Genomic DNA, 11,282 nt, shown 5'->3' with positions numbered 1-11,282 from the left:
GTCAAAAACGCCTGATAACCCTGCATGGACTCCCAACAGCAACGCAGCCGGCCGGCACAGAATGAGTAACGACACTTCCCGCTCCAATGACGCAGCCTTTTCCTATCCTCACACCTGGCAGTAGAATGCTGCCGCCTCCAATCCATACCTGATCCTCAATTTCTATTGGCAGTGCATAGGTGCGGAAAAATGTTCCCTTACCTTTTTTCCACCCCGTCACAAGGCGTTCCTGGGGCAAGACCGGATGCGAAGCCGTATAAATCTGAACATTGGACGCAATCAACACCTGGCTGCCAATGCGGATGGGCACATTATCCACCAAAGTGCAGTTCATGTTGATGACCACGTTGTTCCCTAAAAAGATGTTTTTCCCGTAGTCGCAATGAAAGGGCGTATCTATCATCACGTTATCCCCAATCCCACCCAGTAATTCCCGGAGAATTTCACTTCTTCTCCGCGTATCACTATATGCGGAAAAATAATATTCCCTTGTCAATTCCCTCGCCCGGGCGATTTGCCTTAGCGCATCGGGATGCGCCGTTTCCAAAAAATCTTCCGCTTCATCACACATGGCTTTCCTCCTGGCGGAAACTGTTTTCAACGACGCCCGGCAGAAGCTCATAAATGGAACAGCCCGCTTTTTTCTCAAAGAACGCCTTGAGCTGCAGAATTTTTTTCCACCGGTCCACCGTAAACGGATGCACTCCATACCGGAGTGTCACATCTACAAACCGTTTTTCCAAAAGGCAGAAACCTGTCGGCATGGCCAAAGCGTCACATAACTGGACCAGGCGGTCGTAGTCGTCATAGACCGCGTTCTCTACAAAATTTTTCATGAACAGGTAATCCTCCCCACTCACGTCAAACGTGCCGATGGAAGTATTGATATCCTGTATCATAAACGCATGGGAAATACAAATCTGCGCCGCCTTTTTCCAGCCTCTTGCCGCACAATAGCGGTACCCGTCTATCAAATGCTTTTCGGAACTTACTCCGGCATACCGTCCAATATCATGCAACAGCCCCAGGACATAAGCTTTTTCACCGGATAACCCTTTACAGTGCGAGGCTATATTTTTACAGGCTTCCGCCACATAGCGGGAATGTTCCGCCCAGCCCCCCGGGTTGGATTTATACGCTTCCCTGATTGCCCGTTCCGCAGTTTTCCTGTCCGGCTCCATCTCAGTCATGGCTGCCACTATAGCGCATCACCACTAAAATAAAAATCACGATTCCGCTACACCCCTCCCCCAGCCTTCAGATGATGTAACGCAAAAATATTCCTTTTTATTTAATCCTGCCTTTTTCCCGGACAGGGAAAAAGGAAATGATTTTCCGGGGAATTACTCCCCGGCAGGCGAACGCACGATGGACCAGGAACGCGGCTGGGCGGGATCCAGCACCTTCCTGATAAAGGCGTTCATCCGGGCCAGATCCATATTCCTGATAGCGTCCGTCTGCTGTTCAAACGCTTCCAGAGGCAGACCGAACAGGATATCCAGCGCCAGCATCTGGCACAAAGTTCCATTCGACTGCATGGCCAGCAGACGGGAAGACAGGGCGGCCGCCCTGGTGCGTTCCAGTTCCTCCTCCGTCATGCCCTGTTCATCAATCATCTCCAGTGTTTTTTCCAGCCTCCGCCCGGCTTCCTCCAATTGTTCCGGGGAGGTGCCCAGATAGAAGCAGATGCCTCCGGCATCCATGCCGATGAACAGGGAAGAACTGGCATAATAGGCCAGTCCGGCCTCCTCCCGGATATTGGTGAAAACGGGACCGGCCATATCACTGCACCAGGACTGGAACAGCAGAGCCTGGGCCATCTCCGGGGAAGCCACGTCCACGCCCGGCACCCCCACTACCAGCACGGCCTGCTGTTTATCCAGAACGGCCACTTCCCGGCCGGCCCGCAGCGCGGGCGTGGGAGTCAGGGCTGGAGGCGTTCCCGCCCTCATGCCTCCCAGATGTTTTTCCAGAAGAGGCAGGACCTCCTCCTTCCTGACATCTCCGGAAATGCAAATCACGGCGTTGGAAGCGCAGATAATGCGTTCATACTGTTTTTTGATGTCCTGAACCGTCAATGAAGACAGGCTTTCCGGCGTGCCGGAAGGGGAATTCCCATAGGAAACATGCCCGTAAGCCACCTTCCGCTCCTGCCGGAACGCCACGGAAAGAGGGTCTTCCATATCCTCCTCCGCATCCGCCACAAAAGATTCCTTTTCCCTCAGAAAGGCGTCTTCCGGGAAAGACGGATTCATGACCACATCCGCCATCAGCTCCAATCCGGCGTCCAGGTCTTCCGCCAGAACCTGACATCCCACGCTCAGGGAATTGTTACCGGTGGACGTGTTGATGGCTCCCCCGATGTCCTCCAGAAAACGGGCTATATCCGCCGCGGAACGGGTGGAGGTTCCTTTCAGCAGGCACTCGGACATCAGGTCCGTCACCCCGGCGTCATGCTCATTCTCCGCACGGCATCCAGCCTTGAACGCCATGCAGGCATAGGCCAGCGGCAGGCGATGGTCTTCACGGATCACCACCTTCATGCCGTTGCCAAGAACATGCTCGCTCAGGGCCGTTCCCGCAGAGGCGGAGGCCCTTTCTTCATCCCCGGCGTTGCTGCCCGGGGGGTCCAGGCTGACTTCCGTCACATTCGGGGAAGACAGCCAGGTGGAACAAACGCGGTGCAAATCTTCCGTAGTCACCCGTTCAATAGCTTCCTGCCATTCGGAAGACAGGTTCAAATTGCGCGAGCCGAACCAGTCCGCCCCCATTTCCGAGGCCACCCCGGAAGCGGAACTCCTGCGGCGCAGGCGACTGACCCGGGTCTGTTTGCAAACTCTCTTCAGGTCCTCCGTAAAATCCTCTTCCGCCAGATTGCGAAGCTCCTGAAGCACCAGGTCCCGCACCTTGTCGCGCTGGGCGCGGTCCACGTCCATGCTGATGGTAAACGCCCCTTCATCCGTCTCAGACTGGTTGGAATGCACCTCAATGCTGTACACCAGGCCCAGGCGGTCATGGAACTTTTCATAAAAACGGGCGGAACGTCCGCCTCCCAGAATGCTGGACAGAGCGGAAAGGGCTGGCGTATCCGGATGGGCGGAACAGGGCAGGCGCCAGGCAAGGTGCAGCTTGGAGTAAGGCACGGCAAACTCCTTCCGCACCCTGCGGGAACCGAACTGGTGAGGTTCATGGGGAATGGGTTCCCGGTTCAGGGGACGGGATTTCAGGTCTTCCACCAGCAATTCCAGATGGGAAAGAATCTCCGCGGCATCCACGTCCCCCGCGATGGAAAGAACCACGTTGTTCGGAACATAACGGCTGGCATGGTAATCCAGCACGTCCTGCCGCGTCAGGCAGTCAAAGGCGGCGCGCTCACCCAGAACGGGCCAGCGGCGGGGATGCTTGAGATACAGCGTCTGCATCAGAAGCTGGTAGGCCACGGAATCGGGATCATCCGCATACATGGCCATCTCCCGGCGCACGACCTCCTTCTCCCGCTCCATCTCGTCTTCCGGGAACGTGGGGAAAAATACAAGCTCCGTCAGAAGATTCAGGAAAATCTGCCAGGACTCCGCAGGGCCGTCTATATAGTACACGGTGCGGTTCACGCTGGTGTACGCATTCCAGTGGCCGCCGCGTTCCTGCACCTTGCGGGCCAGTTCCTGCCCGGAAAAATGCGCCGTTCCCTTAAACACCAGATGCTCCAGCAAATGGGAAAGTCCGCTCCCCTGCCAGTGCCCCTCATTCATGGACCCCGTGCCTACCCAGTACTGGAGGGACACTACGGGATGAGACTTGTCCTCCTTAATCAAAACCGTCAAACCATTTCCAAAACGGCGCGTCACAGGTTCCTTGGCTGAACTCATGTTCCCTACCGTGCCTCAAGAAGGCGCCCCATGCAAGCCGGCGCTCCGTACGTGCCCCCGGACTGTCAAACTTACCCCGGAGGCCAAAAGCGCGTCCTCATCAAAAAAAACCGCCCTAAAAAGAATCCTCTCCGCGCATTTTTTTGAACAAATATCACTCCCTGCCGCTCTATCTGTCGTAGAACGGCAGCTCTTCTGCCGCTGCATTACCAACACCACACAACCTCACATATCATTATATGAAAAAAATCCTCGCTGTAGCAGCCTTTGCTTTCGCCTTCAGTGTCAACGGTTACGCTCAGGAAGCCGCCGCTCCGGCGGAGTCCCCCGCCCCCGCTGCCCAGAAGTGCTGCAAGAAAGACAAAAAGTGCCCCAGGAAATGCGCCAAGGAAGGCAAATGCCCAGAAAAATGCGGCCAGCCTTGCAGCAAAGGGGAAAAGCCCTGCGACTGCCCCAAAAAGGGAGAAGCCCCCAAGGCCTGACCCAACGGACCGTTAAAATAAATAAGAACCCTTGCCGGAACCTTCCGGCAAGGGTTTTCTCCGCCGGAAGAGGGCAGCCGCGCTCCTTCCGTTGACTGCGAAATTACTTGATCTTAACCTTCAACCCATTTTATAAATCGTCATCATGAAAACAGCTTCCATTCTTACCATCGGCTGTGCAGCCATGGCGCTGTCCATTACTTCCTGCACCAACTTCGGTTCCCCGAACACCTATAACCTGAACGAAATCGGCGGAGCCCAGGAAACCTATACCGGCACGGTCACCAGCGTGGAAAACGTCAAGATCCAGGCCAATAACGCCAACACCGGCACCGGAATCGGCGCCGTGGCGGGCGGGTTGACCGGCGCCATGTTCGGGGGCGGCAACGCCAAATTCGCGACGGCGGCGGGCGGCGCCATTCTGGGCGGCATTGCCGGCAACCAGATTGACAAGGCCGTCAACAACACGACCGGGGAACGCATCACCGTGCGTCTGGACCAGAAGAGGAACGGCACCCGCAACTACACGGTCGTCCAGGTCGCCAGCAGGAACAACCCGATTCAGGTCGGGCAGCGCGTGCGCGTGATCATCGGCAACAACGGTTCCCGCGTGCTGGCCTATTAATTGGACATCCACTACTGACCAAGCTATATACCGGCATGATCTTCGGCACCTTACCCGGCGGCGCACCTGTAGAATTGTTTGAACTGTCTTCCGACAAGCTGACGGTACGCATCAGCAACTACGGGGGGCGCATCATCTCCGTCGTCAAGGACGGCATGGACATGATCGTAGGGCCCAAACGCTTTGAAGACATGCTGAAAGACACCTGTTATTGCGGTGCGATTTGCGGACGTGTCGCGAATCGCATCGCAAAAGGCAGGTTCTCCATTGACGGGGATTCCCGCACCGTGGCCGTCAACAACGGCCCCAACCACCTGCACGGCGGCATCCAGGGGTTCGACAGCAAAGTCTGGCAGGTGCAGGAAGCCGGGCGCAATACGCTGGTGCTGACCCTGCACTCCGCAGACGGTGAGGAAAATTACCCCGGCAACCTGGAAGTGGTAGCCACCTACACCGTGGTGGAAGAAACCCTTCATCTCCGCCTGGAAGCGTATGCGGACGCGGCCACAATCGTCAACCTCACCAACCACGCTTACTGGAACCTGTCCGGCAAACCCACCATTGATTCCATGACCCTGGAGATACGGGCCTCCGCCTATACTCCGGTGGACGCGACCAATATCCCCGACGGCCGTATTCTTCCCGTGGAAGGAACGGACTTTGACCTGCGGAAAGCAGCCCTGCTGGGGGAACGCAACTCCGCCGCCCACCCGGACACCGCCGCCGGACTGGACCACAACTACGTGCTGGATTCCGAACCGGGCGACAAAATCGCCGCCATCCTTCTTGATCCGGAATCCCGGCACCGCCTGATTGTGGCGACGGATGCTCCCGGCCTCCAGGTATATACCGGGGAATACCTGCCCCAGGCGCGCCAGGGAATAGCGCTGGAAGCCCAAGGCTTCCCCAATGCCGTCAATACCCCCCACTTCCCCAGCGTCATTCTGCGTCCCGGCCAATCCGCCACGCGCAGCATTACCTGGACTGTCAGATAGGCGGCATGCCTGAATCCCGTTTCCGAACAAAAAACGGCGCTTCAACAACGCCCGCTGCGGGCTTTCCTGTGCAGGCACGCGGCATCAGGAGGCCGCGTAAAGCCCTTCCGCCGCTACCTTTTGGAGCCCTTCCGCGATGCGTTCCAGGGAACGGCTCACAAAAACCAGATCCGCAACGGAAACCAGATTGTCCTGATATTGCTCAGGCAAGCAGGCAAATGCCTCCGTCAGGGACGCCGCATGCTCCGCCAAATCCTCCAGCGCAGGGACAAGCTCCGCCAGAGCCTCCCCGTCCCAGGAGGAAACAGCCTTATTCACAGCCCTGAACCGCTCCGCCATTTCCCGATAGACAGGATCCGCCAAGGCAGCCTCCCGGATGCGCGGGCGCTTATTCAGCCTGTTGGCCCTTTTGGCGATGGTCACGGCCTCATCACCAATCCGTTCATACATGGAGGACATGCGCAGGGAAGCCAGCACCACTTTGAGGTCGGAAGCCACCGGACTGAAAAAAGCCAGCAGATGCAGCCCTTCCCTGTCCACCGTCATTTCCAGCTCGTCCAATTCTTCGTCATCAGCAATAACCCGGTTGGCGGAAGACTCATTCTGCTGCAAAAGGCCGGCGGCGGCCAAATCAAGGGCGCTCTGCGCCTTATAGGCCATCTGGAGCAAATGCGTATTCAGGGAGGAAAGGGCGGCGTCAAACTCCCTCAGGGTGTGCGCGTCGTGATTCATGATTCGGAATATTGGCTTGATGATTGGATAAGGTTTTGCCGGCATGATAAAAAAGATGCTGCTTGCGCAGGCTGTTCTTTCTGGCGGCGCTGGCAGCCAGCCTTCGTCCAGAGCCGGGAACATGGGGAACACGCCCGGCTCCATTTTTGGAAATATTCTTTGGAAAAATCATAATCGTCTCTCTGTTAACTGAATCTTCCCGTAATGTAATCCTCCGTTTCTTTCAGGGAGGGATTGGAAAAAATCTTCTCCGTAGCATCAAATTCCACCAGCCTGCCCAACATGAAAAAACCGGTCAGGTCCGAAACGCGCGTGGCCTGCTGCATATTATGGGTAACCACAATGATGGTAAACTTGTCCTTGAGACGGTGCATCAACTCTTCCACCCTCACCGTCGCAATGGGGTCCAGGGCGGAACAGGGTTCGTCCATCAGCAGGATGCGCGGCTTCACGGCAATGGAACGGGCAATGCACAGCCGCTGCTGCTGGCCGCCGGAAAGACCATTGGCGGAAGCATGGAGACGGTCCTTTACCTCATCCCAAAGAGCGGCATGCCGCAGGCTTTCCTCCACAGCCTCGTCCAGAATGCCGCGTTTTTTTACCCCCGCCAGCTTCAATCCGTAGGCTACATTCTCATAAATGCTCATCGGGAAAGGGTTGGACTTCTGGAAAACCATGCCCACCTCCCGGCGCAGACGAATGGTATCCAGGGAAGGAGAAGTCACGTCCACCCCATCAATGCGGATGGAGCCTCCCGTAACGCGCGCCTCCGGAATACGGTCATTCATCCGGTTGATACAGCGCAGCAGCGTGGACTTCCCGCACCCGGAAGGGCCGATGAACGCTGTCACCCTGTTCCTAGGGACTTTCATGGTGACGTTGAACAGGGATTGCTTGCTCCCATAACAAAAATCCAGGGAATCCACCTCTACGGCGGTCTGGTCGGCTGCTGCTGGATGCGGAGTCATGTTCTTCTAATGGCGCGTCCTGCGCCTCTGGACGCATGGTATCCCAAAAACAGGGCTCCCTGGCTACTCCGGGTTTGTGACGATTTCTTAACCAGGATTCTCTTCCTCACCATGGGGGCGGGAGGGTATCACTACCCCGTCTTCCGCCATGAACGGCCCCGCCGGACGGAAACGGAAGACGCAACACACCAAAAAAGACGCCATGAAATTTGTCGCCAAAATCCTGACCATCGCCGCCGCCCTCAGCTCCCTGAGCATGGGCGCCAACCAAGTGACCGTTGACAGCAGCATCAAGCCGTATGCGCCCACCAGCGGCGTTTCCGGCAACCTGAACGCCGTCGGCTCCGATACGCTGAACAACCTGATGACCCTCTGGGCGGAAGGATTCAGCAAAAAATATCCCAGCGTCAAAGTCGGCGTTGAAGGCAAAGGCTCTTCCACTGCGCCGCCCGCCCTCACGGCAGGCACGGCCCAGCTCGCCCCCATGAGCCGCCAGATGAAGCGGGAGGAAATCGCCGCCTTTGAAGCCAAATACGGCTACAAGCCGACGGAAATCAAAGTGGCCCTGGACGCCGTGGCCTTCTTTGTCAACAAGAACAATCCCATCCAGGCCCTTACCCTGGCGCAGATCGACTCCATTTTCTCCTCCACTTTCAAGCGCGGCGGCTCCAACATCACCGACTGGGGCGATGCGGGAGTGCCCTCCATGAAAGGAAAAGCCATCTCCATCTACGGCAGAAACAGCGCCTCCGGCACGAACGGGTTCGTGAAGGAAATAGCCCTGAAAAAAGGGGATTATAAAAACTCCGTGAAGGAACAGCCCGGTTCCTCCGCCGTCGTGCAGGGCATCAGTTCCGACGAACAGGGAATCGGCTATTCCGGCATCGGATACGTCACCTCCGGCGTAAAAACCCTCTCCCTGGCGGAAAAAAGCGGAAAGGCGGCGGTACAGCCTTCCTACGATAACTGCATCAACGGAACATACCCGCTCTCCCGTTACCTGCTGATTTACGTCAACAAGAAACCGGGAGAACCCCTGGACACCCTGACCAGGGAATTCATCAAATTCATCGTATCCAAAGACGGCCAGGAAATCGTGACCAAGGACGGTTATTACCCGATTCCCGCCAAAGTCAGCGCAGAAGTGCTCAAGAGCATTGAATAAACACTCCCTTCCCGTGCCGTAAACACATGCCGGGGCAGGACTCCGGCCCGCCCGCCGGAGTCCTGCCCTCCAACTTCTCCTCTCTGCCGTCATGAGTTCCAATGCTCCCTCCCCCACACCTTCCAGAAAGCCCAAACCCGTTCCGGAACGCTTTCAGGTGGCAAAAACCACGCTGTGGTTTGACCGCATCATGACCAAAACCATCATCGGCGGAGGATTCACCGTCATTGTAGCCGTTTTCGGCATTCTTTTCTTCCTGCTGGCCGTTACGATTCCTCTCTTCCAGAGCGCGGACGTGGAAGAACGGCAGCACCCCGCGCCCTCCTCTCCGGTTCCGGGAACCTGGGGCCTGGACCCTTCCGGCACGCTTCCCTTTGTCTACGGCAACGGGAAAAACATCTTCTTCCTGGACAAAACTACCGGGAACCTGTCCTCCGTTCCCGTTTCCCTGCCGGACGGCGAAACCGTCTGCGCCCATTCCTATGACGCATCCCTTACCGCCTACCCCATCGCCACGGAATCCGGCAAGGTGGGCCTCATCCATGTTCATTCCGGACTCAACGTCCACGGCCGGACGAATGCCCACGGCCCGGACAAAGCCGGAGCGGAGGCCGGCCCTCTCTACCCCCTGACGGAAAACGGCTCCGTCCCCGGCAAAATATCCGGCATAGCCTATGCGGACGCGGGAGAACGGAAAATATTTACCGCAACCGTGGAGACGGAACAGGGCACGCGCCTCCTGCTGATGACGCTGGAAGAATCCCGCTCCCTGCTTCATGAGGGAGAACTGGCGCCTTCCGGATTCCATGACCTGACGGACCAGCTGGAAGGCCGCCCCACGGCCATGCTGCCCGGAGCCTCCGGAGACAGCCTCGTCATCGCTACGGACGCGGACAAACTTCTTTACTTCTCCTATGATGAAGATGGGGAAACATGGGTCAGACGCCAGATGATTCCGACCCCGCTGGGGAAAGGGGAAAAAATGACTTCCGTCAACTGGCTTTTCGGAGACATGTCCCTGGTCATAGGAGGCGACAGGGGAAGCCTTAAGATTTTCAGCCTTTATCCCCATTCCCGCCCGGACGGCACTTCCCTGCGCCTCTTCGGCCAGACCAGGCAATTCTCTCCCATGGACGGTCCGGTGCAGCATTACGCGGCATCCGGCATCAACCGTTCCTTCCTGGTCTCCACTCCGCGGGAACTCAGGCTCTGCTACGGAACCACGGCCGACATCCGCTGGAACAGCGGACCTCTGGAATTCGTTCCGGTCCAACTGGCCGCCAATACGGAATTCAACGCCGCCATTGCCGTGGACCCATCAGGAAACATCCATTTCTTCTCTCTGGAAGACAAACACCCGGAAGCCGGCGCCAAAGCCCTGGTCGGGAAAATATGGTATGAGGGGTACGATTCTCCCAAATGGCTCTGGCAATCCGTGGGCGGCACGGATGATTATGAATCCAAGCTGTCCCTGATGCCCCTGGTCTTCGGCACGCTGAAAGGCACCCTGTACGCCCTTGTCTTCGCCGTCCCGGTAGCGGTCACGGCCGCCATTTACACGGCCCACTTCATGGCCCCTGCCGTCAAACGGGTGGTAAAACCCGTCATGGAAATCATGGCCTCCCTTCCTTCCGTAGTACTGGGCTTCTTCGGCGCCCTTTACCTGGCCCCCAGAATGGAAGACAAAGTCCCCGCACTGCTCTGCATGGCCGTCCTCATTCCCGGCCTGGCGGCCCTCATCGCATGGTTCTGGACCACCCGGCCCGCAGCCTGGCGCAACAAATTCAGCCGCGGTGTGGAATACATCGTCATGACCCCCGTCATCCTGCTCTGCGCCTGGTTCTGCTGGGAATACCTGGGCTACTGGCTGGAACAGCCCCTCATCAGCCTCTGCCGCAGCGTCATGGGCCTGTGGGGAGACGGGGACTTCCAGGCCGCCAGTTTCGCAGACCTGTGGCGCAACGGCTTCGGCATGCCCTATGAACAGCGCAACTCCCTGGTGGTTGGATTCATCATGGGCTTTGCCGTCATCCCTGTCATCTTCACCATTTCCGAGGACGCCCTGAGCAACGTCCCCCCTTCCCTCATCGCCGCCTCGGAGGCTCTGGGGGCCAGCCGCTGGCAGATGGTCCGCACCGTTGTTCTTCCGGTGGCTTCCGCAGGCATTTTCTCCGCCCTGATGATAGGTCTGGGCCGAGCCGTGGGGGAAACCATGATCGTACTGATGGCCACGGGAAACACCCCCATCATGGACTGGAATATCTTCAACGGCATGCGCACCCTCTCCGCCAACATCGCCACGGAACTGCCGGAGGCGGCGCAGGACTCCACCCACTACCGGGTCCTCTTCCTGGGCGGCCTTATCCTCTTCTCCATGACATTCATTCTGAACACTCTGGCGGAAATAGTGCGCCAGCGTCTCCGCAAACGCTTCAACGTCGTGTGAACC

General features: G+C 57.5%; 10 protein-coding genes. 5 read left to right on the top strand and 5 right to left on the bottom strand.

All coding sequences use genetic code 11. The annotated features are described in order from the left end of the window. Position 1: 1 nt before the first annotated feature. The 3 genes from BHW66_RS05345 to BHW66_RS05335 all read right to left on the bottom strand — a co-directional run bounded on the left by BHW66_RS05345 (position 2) and on the right by BHW66_RS05335 (position 3,866). Positions 2 to 571: a sugar O-acetyltransferase gene (locus BHW66_RS05345; protein ID WP_046435409.1), complete on the bottom strand. Its 570-nt coding sequence runs from the start codon at positions 569 to 571 to the stop codon at positions 2 to 4. After that, the gene (locus BHW66_RS05340) at positions 564 to 1,181 is read right to left on the bottom strand and encodes an HD domain-containing protein (protein WP_046435407.1); all 618 of its coding nucleotides are present in this window, start codon (positions 1,179 to 1,181) and stop codon (positions 564 to 566) included. The genes BHW66_RS05345 and BHW66_RS05340 overlap by 8 nt, the downstream gene beginning before the upstream one ends. A gap of 162 nt (positions 1,182 to 1,343) precedes the next feature. Beyond that, positions 1,344 to 3,866, bottom strand: coding sequence for a pitrilysin family protein (locus tag BHW66_RS05335; RefSeq protein ID WP_102758937.1), 2,523 nt, complete (start codon positions 3,864 to 3,866; stop codon positions 1,344 to 1,346). Between the two features lie 239 nt (positions 3,867 to 4,105). Between BHW66_RS05335 and BHW66_RS05330 the strand changes: the two genes are divergently transcribed. From BHW66_RS05330 to BHW66_RS05320, 3 genes are all read left to right on the top strand, one after another. Then, positions 4,106 to 4,348, top strand: coding sequence for a hypothetical protein (locus BHW66_RS05330; RefSeq protein WP_012420350.1), 243 nt, complete (start codon positions 4,106 to 4,108; stop codon positions 4,346 to 4,348). A 145-nt stretch (positions 4,349 to 4,493) separates the two neighbouring features. Further along, positions 4,494 to 4,973, top strand: a complete 480-nt coding sequence (locus tag BHW66_RS05325; protein WP_012420349.1) for a glycine zipper 2TM domain-containing protein — start codon at positions 4,494 to 4,496, stop codon at positions 4,971 to 4,973. Between the two features lie 35 nt (positions 4,974 to 5,008). Then, a complete protein-coding gene (locus tag BHW66_RS05320) occupies positions 5,009 to 5,968 on the top strand; it encodes an aldose epimerase family protein (protein ID WP_102758936.1) in 960 nt (319 codons plus the stop codon). 84 nt (positions 5,969 to 6,052) lie between these two features. Here the strand turns inward: BHW66_RS05320 and BHW66_RS05315 are convergent, their stop codons facing one another. Continuing rightward, the gene (locus BHW66_RS05315) at positions 6,053 to 6,700 is read right to left on the bottom strand and encodes a PhoU domain-containing protein (protein ID WP_012420347.1); all 648 of its coding nucleotides are present in this window, start codon (positions 6,698 to 6,700) and stop codon (positions 6,053 to 6,055) included. 185 nt (positions 6,701 to 6,885) lie between these two features. Next, on the bottom strand, positions 6,886 to 7,668 hold the full coding sequence (gene pstB / locus BHW66_RS05310; RefSeq protein WP_046435399.1) for a phosphate ABC transporter ATP-binding protein PstB: 783 nt from the start codon (positions 7,666 to 7,668) through the stop codon (positions 6,886 to 6,888). Between the two features lie 202 nt (positions 7,669 to 7,870). Here pstB and BHW66_RS05305 point away from each other — a divergent pair, with 202 nt between their 5' ends. Then, positions 7,871 to 8,833 carry a phosphate ABC transporter substrate-binding protein gene (locus BHW66_RS05305; protein ID WP_031930921.1) on the top strand — a complete coding sequence of 321 codons (963 nt, stop codon included), beginning with the start codon at positions 7,871 to 7,873 and terminating at the stop codon, positions 8,831 to 8,833. A 91-nt stretch (positions 8,834 to 8,924) separates the two neighbouring features. Further along, positions 8,925 to 11,279 (top strand): ABC transporter permease subunit, encoded by a 2,355-nt coding sequence (locus tag BHW66_RS05300; RefSeq protein ID WP_094139890.1) that lies wholly within the window; start codon positions 8,925 to 8,927, stop codon positions 11,277 to 11,279. Positions 11,280 to 11,282 lie beyond the last annotated feature (3 nt).

It is taken from the genome of Akkermansia sp. 54_46 (assembly GCF_001917295.1).
Classification (GTDB): domain Bacteria; phylum Verrucomicrobiota; class Verrucomicrobiia; order Verrucomicrobiales; family Akkermansiaceae; genus Akkermansia; species Akkermansia muciniphila.
This window is presented reverse-complemented; position numbering and strand designations above follow the sequence as displayed.

What these genes read in the sequence shown, in the direction of transcription:
- BHW66_RS05345 (WP_046435409.1), bottom strand. Translation starts at nt 571, where the DNA reads ATGTGTGATGAAGCGGAAGATTTTTTGGAAACGGCGCATCCCGATGCG.
- BHW66_RS05330 (WP_012420350.1), top strand. Translation starts at nt 4,106, where the DNA reads ATGAAAAAAATCCTCGCTGTAGCAGCCTTTGCTTTCGCCTTCAGTGTC.
- BHW66_RS05335 (WP_102758937.1), bottom strand. Translation starts at nt 3,866, where the DNA reads ATGAGTTCAGCCAAGGAACCTGTGACGCGCCGTTTTGGAAATGGTTTG.
- BHW66_RS05300 (WP_094139890.1), top strand. Translation starts at nt 8,925, where the DNA reads ATGAGTTCCAATGCTCCCTCCCCCACACCTTCCAGAAAGCCCAAACCC.
- BHW66_RS05325 (WP_012420349.1), top strand. Translation starts at nt 4,494, where the DNA reads ATGAAAACAGCTTCCATTCTTACCATCGGCTGTGCAGCCATGGCGCTG.
- BHW66_RS05320 (WP_102758936.1), top strand. Translation starts at nt 5,009, where the DNA reads ATGATCTTCGGCACCTTACCCGGCGGCGCACCTGTAGAATTGTTTGAA.
- BHW66_RS05340 (WP_046435407.1), bottom strand. Translation starts at nt 1,181, where the DNA reads ATGGAGCCGGACAGGAAAACTGCGGAACGGGCAATCAGGGAAGCGTAT.
- pstB (WP_046435399.1), bottom strand. Translation starts at nt 7,668, where the DNA reads ATGACTCCGCATCCAGCAGCAGCCGACCAGACCGCCGTAGAGGTGGAT.
- BHW66_RS05305 (WP_031930921.1), top strand. Translation starts at nt 7,871, where the DNA reads ATGAAATTTGTCGCCAAAATCCTGACCATCGCCGCCGCCCTCAGCTCC.
- BHW66_RS05315 (WP_012420347.1), bottom strand. Translation starts at nt 6,700, where the DNA reads ATGAATCACGACGCGCACACCCTGAGGGAGTTTGACGCCGCCCTTTCC.